A 16,994-nucleotide genomic window follows, 5' to 3' on the forward strand; every position below is an offset into this window, starting at 1 on the left:
CGTGACCAGCGCCCCAGCCTCTTACCGGCCCGGACGCCGCCCCGCGGGCACCGCCGCACTCCCCCGCTCCCGGCCCCGCGGGAACGGCTTGATCACGCCCGTCCGGCCGTCACCAAGTGACGTCGTCCAGCACCAGCCGGCCCGCCTTGCGGTACTCCCGGCGCGCCCCCTCCAGCAGGTCGTCGTTGTGCACCGGACCGCCCCGCTCGGCCGCCGCGTAGGCCGCGGTGACCACGGCGCTGCGGATGGCGCCGCCGGCCAGCTCGAACTCCCGGGCACACGGGCCCGGATCGATGTCCTCGGCGCAGGGCACGTGCTTCAGGCTGTGCCGCCACAGGGCGAGGCGCTGGTCGGGGGCCGGGAACGGGAAGTCGACGACCAGGTCCAGCCGGCGGGTGAACGCCTCGTCGATGTTGGCGCGCAGGTTGGTGGTGAGCAGCGCGATGCCGTCGAAGGACTCCAGCCGCTGGAGGAGGTAGGCGCTCTCCATGTTCGCGTACCGGTCGCCGGCCTCCTTGACCTCCGAGCGCTTGCCGAACACGGCGTCGGCCTCGTCGAAGAGCAGCACGGCGTCGGTGCGGTCGGCCTCGGCGAAGATCCGCTCCAGGTTCTTCTCCGTCTCCCCGACGTACTTGTCGACGACGGAGGAGAGCTGGACGACGTAGAGGTCAAGGCCCAGGTCGGCGGCGACCACCTCGGCGGAGAGCGTCTTGCCGGTACCGGAGTCGCCGGCGAACAGGCCCAGAACGCCGCGTCCACGCCCACCGCCGGCGCTCAGCCGCCAGTCGCCGAGCACCCGGTCGCGGTGGCGAGCCCGCCGGGTCAGCTCGCGCAGCGCGGTCAACTGGGTGTCGGGCAGCACGAGATCGTCCCAGCCGACCTCGGGGCTGATGCGGCGGGCGTGCTGCTCCAGGCCGGAGGCGGACTGCCGGCGCGCCGCGAGGCGCAGGTGCGCGGCGGTCAGCGGGGTGCCGTCGAACTCCGCCAGCGCCACCGCGGTCCGGGCGGCCCGGCGGACGGCGGCGTCCCCGAGCCGGTAGGCGGCGACGACCGGCGCGAGGTCGAACTCCGGCTCCGTGGCGAGGCTTCCGGCGTTCTCGGAGGGGGCCGGGTGGCCGCCGGCGGCTTCGAGGGCCGCGGTCCAGGCCGCCACGTCACCCGCGCGCTGCCGGGGCACGTCCAGGACCAGCGGGTCGCGGCCGCCGTCGGACCACCGGGGGTCGTACGGGCGGGGGTCGGCCAGGAGCACGGTGACGTCGTCGGCGGCCAGTGCGCGCAGCAGGGTGCGCGGCTGCTCGGGAAGGGCCGGCACGACGATCGCGCGGCCGGTCAGCCGCGCCTCCCGCAGCAGTTCCGCGTACGGCGCCCCGTCCTCCGGGGTGAGGTGGAGCGCGCCGAGCCCGGCGGCGTGCAGCGCGGCCACGGCGCAGGCCGAGCCGTCGCCGGCGCGGTGTTCGCGCAGGTGGACGGTGAGCGGTCCGCGCGCCAGCCGCTCGGCCAGCTTGCGGGCGAGCGGGCCGTGCTCGGGCGCGGCGGCCGGCGTCCGGACGCTGCCGGCGAGTTCGGCGTCCGGGGTGTCGTCGCCCAGGAGGTGGGCCAGGACGCGGTCGGGGACGCGCAGGCCGCGGCTGAGGAAGGGGCGCTCCGGCTCCTCGACGGTGAGCAGGCCCAGCGCCTGGAGCGGTGCGGAGGGGTGGAGCCTGGCGCGCGCCGCCGCGGCGTGCGGCGGCACCCCGCACAGGTCCAGCGCCAGCCCGGTGGTCGCCCGGCGGCGGCTCACGTCGTCGTTGAGGTAGCCGTAGAGCGGCTCGAAGCCGCGGTCGAGGTCGGGGGCGAGGGCGACGAGCAGGATGCGGGTGTCCAGCTCGGTGAGGCCCAGGCGGTCGGCGAGCCGACGCAGCCGGTCGTCCGCGGTGGCTGCCGAGGATTCCGGTGCGTCCGCGAGCGGGGCCGGCTCGGCGTCCCGGTCCGGGACCGGTGCCTCGCCGGTGCGCAGCAGGTGCTGGATCGCGTCCTCGGAGAGGTACAGCCCGCGCAGCGGGTCGTCGGCGGTCGGATCGGTGGCGCGGCGCGCGTCGACCAGCAGCGTCACGCGCTCGCGCAGCCGGGCGAGGCGGGCGAGCAGCGGATCGGCGGACGGAACTGACGGTGCGTCGGTGGTGGCGGACGTGCTCACTGCGCGGCCCCTCCGGCGGCCAGGTGGCTGGGCCGGTGCGCGCGTTCGAGGTTGTCGTCGTAGGAGCCGTCGATGCCGCGGACGCGCACCGCCGCGCCTTCGGTGACCGGCGGGCCCGCGTCGTATTCGGGGTACGCGGGGAACGGCACGGTGAGGACGACGTCAAGCGACGGCTTCAGCTCACCGCCGAGCGCGGACCAGACGTCGGCCATGGAGCGGGCCTCGGCGCCCGCGCCGGCGACGGTCAGCGGGACGGTCAGGCCGAGCTCCGCGAGCGGACCGGTCAGCTGGTCGGGCGACAGGGTCTCGTGCGGCATCAGGGTGGCGAGCACCGCGGAGAGCAGCCGGTGCTCGTCCTGCGGGCGCTTGGTCCAGGCGGTGACGAGGTAGGCCAGCCGGAACCAGCGCGGCGGCTGCCGCCGGGACCGCACGGCTCCCTGCTCGTCGCGTACCGGTACCGTGCCGCGCTGGCGCCGCTGGACGTCCTCGCGGATGTCGTAGAGGTAGGCGTCGACCACCGGGCCGTTGCGCCGGGCCGCCCAGTCCCGGGTGGGCGCTTCGAAGGCGATCTCGACGCCGGAGCTCGCCAGCGCACCGCCGGTCAGCAGCCCCTTGAGTACCTCGTCCACCTCGTGGATCACGGTCGTGCCCTTCACTTGCCGCGTGTTCGTGCTCGCCCCATCGTCGTCCGCGGGGGCCGGTGCCGGCAGCCGTTCCGGGGCCGCACACGGGGCACCCAACGATGCCCCGGGGGCCCTTGACGGACGTCCGAACCGTCAGATGTAGCCTTCACGGAGAGCAAACGCCACGGCGTGGGCCCGATTGCGAAGGTGCAACCGGGTCGTCAGACCGTGCATCACGTTTTTGACGGTGCGTTCGGAGTACGAGAGCTTGCCAGCGATCTCACCGGTGCCCAGGCCCTCGGCGACCAGCCGGAGCACGTCGACCTCACGCGCGGTGAGGCCGGAAGTGGGGAAGTCGGCCGGCCCGGCCGCGTTCCGCTGCATGCTGCCTATCTGGCTTATCAGCCGTCCGAGCAGGTCGGAGGGGAGATCACCGTCTCCCCTGGCCGCGGCGAGGATCGCCTTCAGGAGCCGGTTCCCGGTGGCCTCGCGCCGCCACACGATGGTGCCGACGCCGCACTCGATCACCTGCAGCAACTCCGCTTCCCGGATCAGCTCGGTAACCAAAACGGCCCGGGAGCCGTCTGTCCGTACGAGCCTGCGCAGCCGCGCCAGTGCCGTTTCGTCCAGTTTCTCGGTGAGCAGCACCGCCACCGAGCCCTCCGGGAGGGGTGACGTCGTGTCGTCGACGAGCTCGACCTCCGGCTGCGCACGCAGCTGGCTGACGGCCCCCGCGTGGGAGAGCGGATCCGACGCGTGGACGACGACCGGGACCCTGGTCCGAACGTGCACAAACATTCCCTTACGTGCTTGCCCTGCGGTACGTACGCTGCAGTGGGTACGTGCTTCTCCGTGCCTGTGCGCTCGTCGGTCGGGTGCCCTTTCGGTCAGGCCCCGCGCCGTGAGCGGTACGCACACCGTCCAGCCTGCGGCCGGCGCCGTACGGGCCGCAATCGTGGCCGACCACGAGACGAACCACGAGATCAGCGGCGGTCGATACCTGTGACCGCACTTCTCGAACGCGAGACCGCGCTCGGCCTGTTGTCCGCCGAAGCCGCCCGCGCCCGGGCCGGTACGGGACGGCTACTGCTGTTCCGCGGGCCCACAGGGGCGGGCCGCAGTGCCCTTCTGGACGCCGCGGCACAGCACGGAACGGACCACGGGATGCGGGTCCTGCGGGCAGAATGTTCCGCCGAGAGCGCCGGCACCGCGCTCGGCCCCGTACTGCAGCTGCTCGACCCGCCGCCGTGCGCGGGGCTGGACGAGGACGCGCACCGGCCCTCGCGCCAGGACGGCCTGCCGGCCCGACTGTGGCGGCTGCTGCGCTCGTACGCGTCCGCCTCGCCGCTGCTGCTGACCGTGGACAACGTGCACCTCGCCGACTCCGCCTCGCGGCGCTGGCTGGCCGAGGCCGCCCGCCGGCTCGCCGAGCTGCCCGTGCTGCTCGTGGCGAGCGAGCGCGTCCAGTACGACATCGCGCCGCCCGGCCACGGCCTGGCGCACGCCCTGTCGCCCGCGCTGCTGCGCGCGCACGCGCCGGCACCGCTGTCCCCGGACGCGTCGGCGACGCTGGTCCGCGAGGCCTTCGGCGCGGACGCGACCGACGCCTGGGTGGACGGCTGCGTCCGCGCCGGCGCCGGCCTGCCGCTGCTCCTGCACGCCCTGCTGGACGACCTGCGTACGGTCGTGCCCGACGGCGGCCGGGACGGGGTCGCGCTGCCCGACAGCTCCGCCGACCTCTACCCGGGGGCCTACGCGGCCGCCGTGCTGTGGTGGCTGGACAGCGCCGGGCCCGAGACCGCCGCCGTGGCCCGTGCCCTGGCCGAGCTGGAGGAGGCGGGCGACGGCAACGCCCAGATCACCGATGCGTTGCTGGCCGAGGCGAGCGGCGCGGGCGCCGCCCGGGTCGCGGGCTGGCTCACCGCGATGACCCGGCTGGGCCTGCTGCGCCGCGATCCGGGGCACGGCGGCCCGCTCTTCGCCCACCCCCTGCTGCGCGGCGCGGTGCTGGACGGCTGGCCGGAGGAGGACCGGCTCGCGGTGCACCGGCGGGCCGCGGCGTACCGGTACCGGCGGGGCGACCGCGCGGAGGCGGTGGCCTGGCACCTGCTGCGGGCGCACCCGGAAGGCGTGGGCTGGGTCACCGACATCCTGCTGGACGCGGCGACGGAGGCCACGCGTGCGGGCCGGAACGACGATGCCGCCGCCTACTTGCGTGGCGCGCTGGACACCCCGATGCCGCGCGAGCGCCGTGCCGAGGTGCTGACCCGGCTCGGCGCGCTGGAGTTCGCCACCGTACGGTCGGCGGGGGTGCCCCGGCTGACCGAGGCGCTCCGCCTCCAGCAGGCGCCCAGGGAACGGGTGCTGACGGCGGTCACGCTGGGCACCGCGCTCGTCCACCGCGGCGAGGCGCGGGCCGCCTTCGATGTGCTGCGGGGCATCGACGACCAGGACGACCCGGTGCTGGCCCGTACGGTGCAGACCGCGGCGGCCCTGCTCTCCGACCACGACCGGGACATCCGGCGCGAGGTGCACCAGCGGCTGCGGGAGACGGCGCAGCGGCGGCCCACCGCGCTCAGCCCGGCCGTGCACACGCTGCTGGTGCGGTACGAGGCGGCGGCCGGCATGCTGTCGGCCGAGGTGGCGATGGAGCGGATACGGGAGTTCGTCGCGGCGCCCGAGGACCGGCTGCTGCTGCCGTACCGGATGAGCGCGGCCTCCACGGTCGCCCAGTGGGCGGACGCGCTGGAGGACGCCGACCGGTACGTACGGGACGGGCTGACCCAACGTCTCTCGCCCCTGCACCCGGCCCACCACGCGCTCCTCAACACGCGTGCGGACACCGATGCGGCGCGCGGCCGTTTCGCGGCGGAGGCCTATCCCGACGGGCGGCCGGCGGGGGTGCCCGCCGGGCGCGCTGCGCCCACCAACATCCGGGCGCACACCGTCATTTCGCTGGTCCGCTCCGGACAGCTGGCGGACGCCCGCAGCATCGCCGCGGACGTGCACGTCGACGAGTCGACCGACGGCTGGCAGTTGAACCGCTTCCTCTACGCGCGCGGTGTGCTGCGCGCCGCGGAGGGGGATCAGGTGGGCGCCCTGGACGACTTCCTCGACTGCGGCCGGCGGCAGTCGGCCCGGGACATCCTCAGCCCGGCCGTCTCCCCGTGGCGTTCGGCCGCCGCCGAATGCCACCTGGCGCTCGGCCGGCCGGAGGAGGCGCTGCCGCTCGCCGAGGAGGAGTACCGGCTGGCGGCCATCTGGGACACCCCGCGCGTGGTGGGCCGGGCGCTGCGCGTACTGGGCGCCGCCACGGGCGGCCGGCACGGCCTGGAGCTCACCGGACAGGCCGTCACCGTCCTGCGGGACGGCGCTCCGACGCCGGCACCGGACGCCGGGGAGCGGACGGCGGACGCCGGTCCGCCACGGGGGCTGGACCTCGAACTGGTCCCGGCGCTGATCACGCACGGCCGTCAGCTCGCCGCCGCCGGCCACCCGCGCCGGGCCCGCCCCCTGCTGCGGGAGGCCGCCGCCACCGCCGACCACATGGGCGCCGCACGCCTCCTCGCCGAGGCCGAGCAGGCGCTGCGCGACAGCGGCGCCCGGCGCGGGCCCGCCCGGCACACCGGCGCCGGCGCCCTCACCGACAGCGAGCGCCGGATCGCCGCGCTCGCCGCCGACGGCCGCACGAACGACGAGATCGCCGGCCTGCTGCACCTCGCCCGCCGCACCGTGGAAACCCATCTGACCAGCACCTATCGCAAACTGGGCATAAGACGCCGCACCGCCCTGCGGGACGCGCTGGCCGACGACGGGGCCGGGGAGAACGGCGACCGGCGTGCGGGATGAGGCGTCGGCGCGCGCGGGTGCCGGCCGGGGCCGGGCCCCGGCCGGCGCGGCTCACGACGTCGACGACGACTGGGAGCGCCGGAAGAACTCGATCTCGGAGATCGAGACCTGCTTCTTCTCGCCCGTTCCGTAGGCGGACCGCACCGTGAACCGTACGGAACTGATCTCACCGACACGGAAGGGGACGCGCTGCGCGCCACTGCCCTGGTCGAGGTTGATGGTCCGGGTGAAGTGCTCCCCCTTCGCCGTGGTCACCAGGGCGTCGATCCGGTGCGGCAGGGCGGCCTTGGTGAGGTCGGCGGGGTCCTTCGAAATGCCGGGAGTGATCATCAGGTCGAGCAGCCGGACCGGGTCGTGGAACCGCGCCTCGACCCACTCCCCCTCGGCCGACCCGGAGACGCCCGGCCCCCACCAGGTGTTGTTGAACTTGTCGCCGACCAGGTCCGGGCCGTGGTCGTCGAAGGAGCGGGACGCCGCCCAGTCCTCCGGGGAGACCTGCGCCCGCTTGGCGAAGTGATCGCGTACGGCGTCGATCGCGGTACCGATGTTGAAGAGTCCGAAGACCACCAGGCCGACCACGATCAGACGGAACGCCCAGGTCACGATGGAGCCCAGGTCCCGGCGGAGGCGCGGGCGGGAACCGGCCCAGGGTGCCGGCCGGTTGCGGCGGTCGAATATCCGGCGCCACCACGGCAGCCGGACCGGAGCCTCCGGGCTAGCGGCGAGCGACATGGCGCACCGCCGGCAGAAGTGGCGGTCGGGGCGGTTGCCGGTGTGGCACCACGGGCAGGGCGGGCCGCCGTCCTCATTGGGGTCGACGGCGGGCCCCTGCGCCACGGGGCGGGCCGCTTCGGGCCGGCCGGGCAGCACGGGCGCCACGGCCGGTGCCGCCGCCGCCCGCTCCTCGGGGTCGGCCACCGGGATGAGCAGCGCCCGGGCCCGCTCGTCGGCGGCGGCCCGCTCGTCGGCGGCAGCCTGGTCGCGCGCGGCCTGCGCGGGGTCGACGGGGGCGGCGGCACCGGGGGGCGTGGGGGCGGCCGCCGCGGGGCTTTGAGACTCGGCGTGGGCGTCGGGTGCCGCACTTCCCGGGTACGCCGCCGCGGTCCGCGGGTCGACGGGGCTCCGGGACCCGGCGGGGTCCTGGTGTGCGGCGGCGTCCGTGCCGCCGACGGCGTCCTGACGGAGCGTCGTCTCCTCGGGTCCGACGGTGTCGGCGGACGGGGCAGCGGGGCCGCCGCTCCCGGCGGGCGTGCCCGGGGCGCCCGGCCGGCCCGCGTCCAGCTTCGGCGGCTTCCAGCCCAGTACCGTGCCGCAGCCGTCGCAGAACGACTGGCCCGGGGCCGTACGGGTGCCGCACTCGGGGCAGTCCGCCGGCCCGCCGGCGGCGGAGGAGGCAGAGTTGTGCTCGGTCACCTGTCGGATGTCCTTTCGGCTGCGGTCACCTGGACCGTGTAGGGCATGTGCGCGGGGCGGGCGGCGGCGACGAGCCGCTCCAGCCGGTGTTCGTCGTGCGGGCCGGGGTCGGGGAGCTGGAGTTTCACGTGCAGGCTCGGGCGGCGTCCGCCGGGGAACGGGCCGAGGGGCCGGGCGTCCCAGGTGGCGCCGCCGCTCTCGGCGATCTGCGGTGTCACTCCGAAGGCGAGCCGGACGGCCTCCTCCAGGCCGCGCCGGGTGCCGCGGATGCGGTGCAGCCGTACGGCGGCGGCGACCGCGGCCCGCAGCTGCGCCGGGTCCTCGGGCAGGTCCGGGCCGCCGTCGGGCGCGGCGCCGATCCACTCGCCGAGCCAGCGGGTGAAGTCGACCGGCGCGAGCGAGGGGGTGAAGTAGGCGTCCAGGCAGTCCAGGACGTTGTGGATGGGCGCGAGTACCTCGTCGAGGCCGGCGACGAAGCGCTGGGCCAGGTCGTCCTCGGCGAAGACGGCGGGCAGCATGGCGCTCAGCGGCACGGACGAGGCGAGCCCGTCGACCGATCCCCTCATGAGGCGTCCCCGATCACCCGGACGCGGTGGTCGAAGGAGAAGACCAGCGCGGACGGATCCAGGGCGATGCGGTCGGTGGGGTCACCGCGCTTGCCGGTCAGCGGGTCGGCGGGGTGCAGCAGCACCTGGTCGACGAGCTCGACACCGGGCACCCGCTGGAGGACCGCGAAGACCTCGCCGGCCTGCACCGGCCGCCCGAAGGGCCAGCCGGTGCCGTGCGCGCCGCCGGTCAGCGGGTCCAGGTGGCGGTAGAGCGCGTCGTGCGCGTCCCGGCGGACCCGGTCGGTGTCGGTGCCGCGGAACGCGTGCAGGGTCGCGACGACGGTGACGCCCTGGTAGTACGGCGGGCCCACGGCGAGCCGGGTGCCGATCAGCCGCCGGTCGTCGAGGTAGCGGGTGATCCGGCCGAGCAGCGCGTCGTTGGGCACGAGCTGCTCGAAGCGGAGCCGGCCGCCCGGGTCCGGCACGGCCTGCGGGATGACCAGGACGCGTACGGCGTGCGCGCCGTGTTCGTCCGGTTCGGCGGCCAGGCAGGTGATGCGGGCGGTCTCGGGCGCGGCGCGGCGGGCCAGTTCCTCGTAGTCCCGCAGGGTGACGGCCCGGTCCTGGGCGCTCAGCGCGATGGGCGCGCGGACCTTCGCCTCCTCCACGGTCTCGCCGTCCACGCCGCCGCTGGCCGCCTCGCGGTTGGTGACCTCGGCGACGTACGGGACGGAGTCGCGCAGCACCTGGATGGCGCCGCGCGCGACGTTGCCCGTCTTGCCGCCGCCGGTGCGGTAGCGGCGGGCCCGGATCATGGCGCCCTTGGGCGGTACGGCGCCGTACTGGCGCAGCGTGCCGTCCGGTTCGCGCACGGCGGGGCCGAAGGCGATCTCGCCGGTGGCGGCGTCGAGGGTGACGTGCCGGTCCTCGGGGCCGGAGGCGGCGAAGTGCCCGACGACCTGCCAGTCGACCCAGCCGTCGTGCTCGGCGACCTGGAGGAGCAGCGGCGGCACGTCGCCGACGACGGGCGCGTGGGCGAGGCTCAGTCGCTGGCCGGGCAGCCCGGCGGCCTCGCCGAGGAGTTCGTCGCGGACGGTGTCGGCGTGCACGGCGCTCGTGGTGCCGCCGATGGTGAACGCCTCGGCCGCCCGAACGGTGGGCGACACCGCGTAGAACGGCTGGTCGGCGGCGGGCTCGGTGACCCGGCAGCGCAGCCAGCCGGCCTCCCGGCGGCCGGCGCGGGAGAGCACGTGTCCGCCGGGCACGTGCAGGACGACCTCGCCGGGGCGGTTCAGACCGCCGGTGGTGTCCCGCTCCACCTCGCACTCGGCCCAACCGTCCGCGGTCCACGCCTCCCAGACCAGCGGGGGCTGCCGCGGGTCCACGCCGACACCGTCGACGCGGCTCTCCAGAGTCAGCACGACGGCGCAGTGCGGTACGGCGGCGCTCAGTCCGAACAGCATGCGGTCGCCGGGGCGCGGGGCCTCGGCGAAGCAGTTCACGTCCTTGCCCTCGGCGAGGTCCGTGGTCCGCTCGGTCACCTCGCCGTCCTGCGGGTGGACCACGAGATGCGACAACTCGCTCGGCACGATGGTGAGTTCGTGCTCGGTGGCGAAGACGGCGGCCTCTTCGCTCTCGGTGCGCGCGGTGGCGACCTCACTGCCGACGGGCAGCCGTACGGGCTGCTCCTGAGGGGCGGAGAGCCAGAACGTCACGTCGGCGCGGGCCGCGGAGGGCGGGAAGAGGGTGATGCCGAGCAGGTCGAGGAACGCCAGGTGGTTCTTCTCCGGCACCCGGTTGAGCCGGTAGACGACCTGGTCGGCCATGTGCGCGACCGTCTCCACCAGCGTCACTCCGGGGTCGGAGACGTTGTGGTCGGTCCACTCCGGGGCGCGCTGCTGGATGTAGCGCTTGGCGTCGTCGACGAACTGCTGGAAGCGCCGGTCGTCGAGGTTCGGGGAGGGCAGGGCCATCAGCGGTCGCTTCCAATGTGCTCGTCGGACTTACGGAGGGAGGTGGTGGGCACGCCGCCCTGGTCGGCGGAGCCGGCGGCGGCCGGCTCGTCGTGCGAGGGGATGACGTAGAACGGGAAGACCAGGCTGCGCGGGTTGTTGGTGCCGCGGATCGAGTAGCGCACGTCGATGTAGAGCACGCCCTGGTCGTCGCCGGCCGTCACGGTGACGTCGTCCACCTCGATGCGCGGCTCCCAGCGGTCGAGGCTGGCGTACACCTCGTGCTGGATGCGGCCCGCGGTGGCCTCGTTGATCGGCGCGAAGACCATGTCGTGGATGGCGCAGCCGAACTCGGGGCGCATCGGACGCTCCCCCGGCGCGGTGGCCAGCACGAGCCGCATGGCCTCCTCCACCTCGCGCTCCCCGCTGACCAGGGCGATGCCACCCGTCGGGCTGATGCGCAACGGGAAGGACCAGCCGGAGCCTACGAACTGCCCGGACATCAGTGGGCCACCTGCCTTCTCTCTTCCGTGACGTTCCCGGTGAACCGCTCGGCCGTCACGGGATCGGGTAGGGCTTGTTGTTGACCAGCACGACACCCTGGAGCATCAGCGTGGCGGCGCGGATGCCGACGTTGGCGACGGAGTTGACCTGGATGGTGCCGCCGGCGCTGAGCGTCGCGGCGCCCACGGCCTTGAGGCTCAGCGCGCCCATCGCGTCCACGTTGACCGCGCCGGCGAGGGACTTGACGTTGACCAGCCCCCGGCCCTGGATGTTGAGCATGCCGCCGCTCTTGATGGTCAGATTGCGGCGGGCGCTCAGGTCCAGGTCCGTGCCCGCCTCCACGGACACCGACCGGCTGCCCTTGATGGTGACGCTGCCGGAGCTGTCGACCGTGATCTCGGTGTTCGTACGGTCCAGATTGACCGTCAGCTTGTCGTCCCCGGTGCTCAGCCGGACGCCGCGCTTGCCGCCGGCGCGCTGGTCGAGCAGGTCGATGCGGTTGCCGCTGCGGTCGGCGACGGTACGCCGGGTGATGGTGCCCTTCGTGCCGTCGTACAGCGGCACGTCCACCGGATCCGGCTTGTCCCGCCCGTTGTAGAGCCCGCCGATCACATACGGATGGTCCAGGGTCCCCCGGTCGAAGGCGACCAGTACCTCGTCGCCCACGTCCGGCGTGATGACACCCCCGCCCTTCACGCCGCCGAACTGCACGGTCCGCGCCCAGTCGCTGGTGTACTTGTCGTCCAGCCACGGGAAGCGGAGCTTGACCCGCCCCTGCTTGAGCGGGTCCTTCACGTCCGTGACCAGGGCGTTGGCGACGCTCGGCAGCCGGGGCTGCAGGCTCGCGCCGCCGGAGGCGAGGCCGTACAGGGAGCGCCACTGCCGGCCGCTGACGGTCAGCAGGGTCTCGTAGTGGCGGCCGTCGCCGAAGGAGTGGCGGGCCGCGGTCACCGTGTACTTGCCTTCGAAGGGCTCCCCCACGTCGGCGAGCGCGACGGGCACGCCGGGCCGCAGCTTCGGGTTGCCGCGCACCGTCACCTCCAGCTCGGCGAAGGCCCCCGTCACGTCGTCCGCGAGGGCCTGCGCCGCGTACCGGACCTGGGCCTGGTTGTCGAGCGGTGTGTCGGTTTCCACGAGCGTGCTGGCGCCGAACGCCGAGGCGGCCCGGCCCGGCGTGGTCCCGATCGACACACCGGGCGTCGTGGCCCCGCTCGCGCGCCCGACCAGGTCCCGCTTGGTCGTCACGTCCCAGCCCCGGGCCTCCACCGAACTCACCTGGTCGGCCGAGGTGACCGCGGCCCGGCAGCGCAGGATGTCCACGCCCGCCTCCAGGACGAACGGGCTCTTCTCGCTCGGCGTGCTCACCGGGGGCGCGCCGGACGCCGGGTCGGCCTTGAGGAACTGCAGCTTGCCCTTGGAGCTCAGCGACAGCACCCGCTCGTTCTCGTCCGCCAGCCGGCACGCGAAGTCCCAGTCACTGACGTTGGCCTGGGTGAGGAAGTCGTACTTGGCGGTGGTGGCCTCGATCCGGCCGACCGGCACCCGGTCCTGGCCGGCGAGCTTGCGGACGATGTCGGAGGCCGTCATGGAGCGGTAACCGGCCACCCGGCGCTGCCGCAGCATGCGGTGGCCGAGGTCGTAACCGCGGACAACGGTGAAGGTGCCGGTGCCGTCGTAGTCCGTCTCCAGCCCCGTGACCTCGCCCGTGAGCAGCACGGACTGCGCGCCCTGGCCGTCGGCGACCGGCGCCAGCTCGACCTCGGTACCGATCTTGATGCCCGCCTCGCCGAGCAGCTTCCGCTTCGGGTCGCGGAAGGTCAGCTGGAAGGCGCCGGGCACCCCGGCCCCGAAGTCCACCCAGCCCGCGACGAGCAGCCGGGCGTGCTGAGGCTTCAGCGGCGCGCCGCCGACCTTGGCGTGGAAGACGTTGGAGTAACCGATCTGGGTCATCAGGAGCCGACCTCTTCGGCGGCCGGCAGCACCAGTTCGGTGCCCGGCCGCAGCTGTGCGGGATTGTCGATGTCGTTGGCCTCGGCGATGGTCCGCCAGGCAGTGGCGTCCCCGTACTCGCGGAAGGCGAGGAACTGCAGCGAGTCGCCCGCGACCACCCGGTGCACGCGGCGCGCCGTGAGCGCGCCGGAGGTGGGGTTCTGGCCCGCGGTCCGCGTCGGGATCTCGTGCAGCTGCACCTGGCACGTGGCGCGGATCGGCACACCGGTGGTGCCGAAGAGGGTGTACTGCGCCTCCACGGCACTGACGTACGCGGTGAACCGGGCCGTCGAGAACGACCCCCACTCGAACACCACCCACGGCGTGGACGGCTGCTTCGCCGCGATGCTCGCCGAGGTCACCTCACAGCAGGAGAACAGCGCCTCCACGTTCTTCCGCACGTCGTTGCTGTCCGGCTCGCCGGACCGGTCCAGGAACACCTCGACCGTCATCTCGCGCGGAGCGGCGCCCATGAACTCCGGGAGCGCGCCGTCGCGTACGGCGGCGGTCGGCGTGGTCTTCCACTCGGCGCGCCGGCTCAGGGCCAGCTGCGCCGGGTTGAAGTCGAAGTTGAAGGTGGTGATCAGACCGCCCGGCTTGGTGCTGTAACCGAGCGGCGGCTGGTGGATGGCGAGCGTCGCCCGCACCAGGCTCTTGCCCGCGCCGCCCTTGCCCTTGCCCGCCATCTACGCCGCCCCCGCATCCGTGAAGCCGTGGTGCGCGATCTCCAGCGTCTCGGTCGCCACGGCCGGGCTGGCCGGGTCCAGGGACGGCCCGCGCCAGCTGACCGGCAGGACGTCGAGCAGCCCCCAGCGGGCGACGACCGACCCGTCCGCGCGCAGCGCGGCGATCTGCGCGGTCGGCCGCACCACGCCGCTGGTGACGGAGGAGACCCAGGCGGCCACCTTCGCGGTGTCCGGCGTGAGCGGCCGGGTCAGCGTGATGTGCGAGAAGCTCACGCGGGAGGGCAGCTGCCAGACGAAGCCGTTGTTGCCGCCCTCCTGCCGCTGCTCGATCTCGACCTCCGAGGACAGCCCCTCGCAGCCGTTGAAGTCGCCCAGGCTCTCACCGTCGATGGTCAGGTTGAAGAAGATCGTGGAACCGGGATCCTGGTCCTGCGGCATCGGGGCGGGCCTTCCTGGTGCGGCTCATGGGTTCTGCGGGTCGGTGGGGGTGTCGGATCGGGGACGGCGGACGGCGGCGGTACGGGGTGAGAGTCGGGTCCGGTCAACGCCGGGGGTCGCGCAGCCTCCCGATCCGCTCGCGGTCCATCCGGAGCTCGGTACGGAGGAGCCGGGTCAGCGGCCCGATGAGCCGGTGCGTCAACTCATCGACCTGCCCGTCCGTCAGCTCCCGCGCGTCGAACCCGCCGGTGTCCGGCGCCTGCGCGCCACCGTCCTGCCGCGACGTGCGGGCCCCGCGGTGCGACGCCCCGCCGACCTGCCGCGACGTGCTCCGCGCCGACCGCTTGGCCTTCCCGGCCCGTTGAACGGTGGGGGTGGGGTCGGAGCCGGATGCGGACGAGGGGGACGGTGCGGGGGCGGACGCGGGCGTTGCCGGGGTCGACGGCGAGGTCTTCGTCGTCGGGTGGGCCGGGGTCGCCGGAGCGGGGGCCGAGGTCGTGCCCACCGACGCCCTCTGCACCGGCGCCACCGGGAGTGCGGCGGGCGGTGCGGGAGCCGGTACGTGGTCCGGTACAGGGGCCGGTACAGGGGCCGGTACGGGGGCCGCGCCGGCCGGCATCGCGGCCGGCGCCGTCGTCCCCGGCCGCGCCACCGGCTGAGGCGCCGCTGCCTGCGGTGCCGCTGTCCGCGCTGCCGTGCCCGGTGACGTCGTCGCCGGTCCCGTCATGGGGCGCGCCGTCAGAGGTGCCACGGGCGGTGTCGCCACCGGAGGGGTCGCGGCGGCCCGCTGCACGGGAAGCTGCATGGGCAGCGTCGGCACCGGCCGGGCCAGCGGGACCGCCCGGTCGCCCGCCTGCCGGGCCGCGGGCGCGTGGGACGCCTGCGCGGACGGCGCGGCCGGCTGCCCCGCCGGGGCCGGGGGCGCCGGAGAGGCGGGGTGCGCCGGGGCGGCGGCCGGCGAGGCCGGGCCGGCCGCGGCCGTCGGCTGACGCACCGTCAACCGCTGGACCGGCGCCTGCGGGGCCGCGGAGGGGGCCGGTCCGGGCGCCGCCCCCGCGGGCACCACTCCGGGAATCGGCACGGGGCCCGTCGCGGAGACGGGCGAGGGGGCGCTCCCGGGAGCCGTCGCGGGGCTGCCCGGCACGGCACGCTGGACCGGCGCTCCGGCACCGCCTGCCGCGGGCTGACCACCCACTGCCCGTACGGTCTTCCTCGGCTCGCTGCCGCCGCCCGCCGCCGTACCGCCGCCGGGGAGGCGACGCAGCGCCACGGGCGCGACCGGCGCGGCCGGTGTGTTCGATGCGTTCGATGCGTTCGGTGCGTTCGGTGTCGATGTGGCGGAAGCGGTCGAGGCGGTCCGTGCGTTCGGTGCCTGGCTCGACGGGAGTACCGGCTGCGACGTGGACAGTGGCTTCGCCGCCGCCACGCCGAGGAGCGGGGCATCGGCCCGGCGCCGCTGGACGGGGCGCTCCACGGGGGCACCCGACTCGGCCGGCTCCGACCGCTGCGCGCGCTCCGCCGTGGTCGCCACCGTGGGCGCGGCCGTACGCTCCGTCGCGGGCGCAGTCGTACGCTCCGTCGCGGGCGCAGCGGACGGCACGGCCGACCGCTGAACGACGGGAACAGGGCCGGCAGCTGCCGACCCGGTGGGCGGCTTCGGGGCCGGGTTCGTCGTCCCCACGGGGGCGCCGAGCCCGGGGCGGCGTACGGGTACACCCGACCTGGCCGCGGCCGTCCGCGGGCCCGCGGACGGCGTGCCACTCGCGGACGGCGTACCAGAGGAGGTACGGGAGCCCGGGGCCTCCTTGCGCGTCGCCCTCTGCACCGGGCTGCCGAGCCCGACGCCGCTGGTGGGGCGGGCAGGCGAAGCCGCGGGAGTCGGCGAAGCCGAGGCCTCCGAGGCCGCCGGGTCCGGCACGTGCCGCTGGCCGGGGCCCGACACGTGTCGCTGGACGGGAGCGGTGGCCGGCTGCGCCTCGACGGCAGCACTCGCAACGCCCGTCTCGGCCACGGGCGCGCGATGCGGCGTCGCCGCCTTGTTTTCCGGCGACGCCGGCGACCCCGACGACTCCGAAGGCTTCGACGACTCCGAAGGCTTCGACGGCTTCGACGACGAATTCGAAGGATTCGATGGGTTCGACGGCTCCGACGACCGCTCGGGGCGTGCCTGCGACACGGGCATCGCGGGACGGGCGGCGGTGCGCCCCGGTGCGGGCTGCCGCACCGGTTCACCCAGCGGCACCGACCGCCGGGCCGGGCCGGGGTTCGGCGCCGGCCGCGAGGCCGCCCCGCCGTCCGGCACGTCCCGCTGCGCTGCCCGCTGAACCGCCGGCCGCGGCGACGGCTGAGCCGCCGGGCGCTCCGGGGACTTCGCCACCGGCCGGTCCGACGACCGGTCAGCGGGACGGTTCGACGACTGCGATGCCGGACGGTTCGACGACTGCGGTGCCGGACGCTTCGACGACGCCACCGGCGGCAGCGCCGGACCACTGGCCGACGCCGACGACCGCTGCACGGCGGGCCCCGGCTCGCCGACCGGCCCGGCAGCCGAGCCGGGCTCGGCGACAGGCCCCGGCGCGCTGCCCGCGACCGGAGCGGACGGCGCGACCGGCGCGGTCTCCGCCCCTGCATCCGGCCCGGACGGGACGGTACGACTCGACTCCGAAGGCGCCGGGGCCGCGGGGGCGGGAGTCACACCTTCCGGCCCCGAAGCCGTACGGCTCGGCTCCGTTCGCGTCGACTCAGTACGCGTCGGCTCCGTACGGCTCGGCTTCGTACGCGACGGCTCCGTACGACTCGGTGCCGACGACGGCAGC

At 75.2% G+C, this 16,994-nt stretch carries 15 protein-coding genes; 5 read left to right on the top strand and 10 right to left on the bottom strand.

Annotated features, from left to right (window positions below):
• Nucleotides 1-109 precede the first annotated feature (109 nt).
• The 3 genes from IF20_RS08545 to IF20_RS08555 all read right to left on the bottom strand — a co-directional run bounded on the left by IF20_RS08545 (nucleotide 110) and on the right by IF20_RS08555 (nucleotide 3,597).
• Nucleotides 110-2,176: an ATP-binding protein gene (locus IF20_RS08545; protein ID WP_052864377.1), complete on the bottom strand. Its 2,067-nt coding sequence runs from the start codon at nucleotides 2,174-2,176 to the stop codon at nucleotides 110-112.
• Nucleotides 2,173-2,817, bottom strand: a complete 645-nt coding sequence (locus IF20_RS08550) for a DUF4255 domain-containing protein (RefSeq protein ID WP_052864521.1) — start codon at nucleotides 2,815-2,817, stop codon at nucleotides 2,173-2,175. The genes IF20_RS08545 and IF20_RS08550 overlap by 4 nt, the downstream gene beginning before the upstream one ends.
• 135 nt (nucleotides 2,818-2,952) lie before the next feature.
• Complete coding sequence (locus IF20_RS08555; RefSeq protein ID WP_052864378.1) at nucleotides 2,953-3,597, bottom strand: helix-turn-helix transcriptional regulator; 645 nt, start codon at nucleotides 3,595-3,597, stop codon at nucleotides 2,953-2,955.
• Between the two features lie 204 nt (nucleotides 3,598-3,801).
• Between IF20_RS08555 and IF20_RS08560 the strand changes: the two genes are divergently transcribed.
• Complete coding sequence (locus tag IF20_RS08560) at nucleotides 3,802-6,648, top strand: helix-turn-helix transcriptional regulator (protein ID WP_234426575.1); 2,847 nt, start codon at nucleotides 3,802-3,804, stop codon at nucleotides 6,646-6,648.
• A 51-nt stretch (nucleotides 6,649-6,699) separates the two neighbouring features.
• Here IF20_RS08560 and IF20_RS08565 read toward each other — a convergent pair whose 3' ends face one another.
• From IF20_RS08565 to IF20_RS08595, 7 genes are read right to left on the bottom strand one after another with little or no spacing between them, the layout of a single operon-like run.
• The gene (locus IF20_RS08565) at nucleotides 6,700-8,061 is read right to left on the bottom strand and encodes a zinc ribbon domain-containing protein (RefSeq protein ID WP_110943968.1); all 1,362 of its coding nucleotides are present in this window, start codon (nucleotides 8,059-8,061) and stop codon (nucleotides 6,700-6,702) included.
• On the bottom strand, nucleotides 8,058-8,627 hold the full coding sequence (locus IF20_RS08570) for a phage tail protein (RefSeq protein WP_052864379.1): 570 nt from the start codon (nucleotides 8,625-8,627) through the stop codon (nucleotides 8,058-8,060). The genes IF20_RS08565 and IF20_RS08570 overlap by 4 nt, the downstream gene beginning before the upstream one ends.
• The gene (locus tag IF20_RS08575) at nucleotides 8,624-10,582 is read right to left on the bottom strand and encodes a putative baseplate assembly protein (protein ID WP_052864380.1); all 1,959 of its coding nucleotides are present in this window, start codon (nucleotides 10,580-10,582) and stop codon (nucleotides 8,624-8,626) included. The genes IF20_RS08570 and IF20_RS08575 overlap by 4 nt, the downstream gene beginning before the upstream one ends.
• Nucleotides 10,582-11,064: a GPW/gp25 family protein gene (locus tag IF20_RS08580; protein ID WP_052864381.1), complete on the bottom strand. Its 483-nt coding sequence runs from the start codon at nucleotides 11,062-11,064 to the stop codon at nucleotides 10,582-10,584. Before IF20_RS08580 ends, IF20_RS08575 begins: the two co-directional genes overlap by 1 nt.
• Before the next feature lie 55 nt (nucleotides 11,065-11,119).
• Nucleotides 11,120-13,015, bottom strand: coding sequence for a VgrG-related protein (locus IF20_RS08585; protein ID WP_052864382.1), 1,896 nt, complete (start codon nucleotides 13,013-13,015; stop codon nucleotides 11,120-11,122).
• Nucleotides 13,015-13,740 carry a CIS tube protein gene (locus IF20_RS08590; protein WP_052864383.1) on the bottom strand — a complete coding sequence of 242 codons (726 nt, stop codon included), beginning with the start codon at nucleotides 13,738-13,740 and terminating at the stop codon, nucleotides 13,015-13,017. Before IF20_RS08590 ends, IF20_RS08585 begins: the two co-directional genes overlap by 1 nt.
• The gene (locus IF20_RS08595) at nucleotides 13,741-14,178 is read right to left on the bottom strand and encodes a phage tail protein (RefSeq protein ID WP_030613525.1); all 438 of its coding nucleotides are present in this window, start codon (nucleotides 14,176-14,178) and stop codon (nucleotides 13,741-13,743) included.
• A 368-nt stretch (nucleotides 14,179-14,546) separates the two neighbouring features.
• Between IF20_RS08595 and IF20_RS39030 the strand changes: the two genes are divergently transcribed.
• The 4 genes from IF20_RS39030 to IF20_RS08615 all read left to right on the top strand — a co-directional run bounded on the left by IF20_RS39030 (nucleotide 14,547) and on the right by IF20_RS08615 (nucleotide 16,502).
• Nucleotides 14,547-14,837 carry a hypothetical protein gene (locus tag IF20_RS39030; RefSeq protein WP_199896529.1) on the top strand — a complete coding sequence of 97 codons (291 nt, stop codon included), beginning with the start codon at nucleotides 14,547-14,549 and terminating at the stop codon, nucleotides 14,835-14,837.
• Nucleotides 14,838-14,981: 144 nt separating this feature from the next.
• A complete protein-coding gene (locus IF20_RS39035) occupies nucleotides 14,982-15,167 on the top strand; it encodes a hypothetical protein (RefSeq protein ID WP_052864385.1) in 186 nt (61 codons plus the stop codon).
• Nucleotides 15,168-15,470: 303 nt separating this feature from the next.
• On the top strand, nucleotides 15,471-15,791 hold the full coding sequence (locus tag IF20_RS08610; RefSeq protein ID WP_052864386.1) for a hypothetical protein: 321 nt from the start codon (nucleotides 15,471-15,473) through the stop codon (nucleotides 15,789-15,791).
• Nucleotides 15,792-15,983: 192 nt separating this feature from the next.
• Entirely contained in the window at nucleotides 15,984-16,502 is a 519-nt protein-coding gene (locus IF20_RS08615) for a hypothetical protein (RefSeq protein ID WP_199896530.1), read from the top strand.
• Nucleotides 16,503-16,994 lie beyond the last annotated feature (492 nt).

Source organism: Streptomyces niger (genome assembly GCF_000718305.1).
GTDB lineage: Bacteria > Actinomycetota > Actinomycetes > Streptomycetales > Streptomycetaceae > Streptomyces > Streptomyces niger.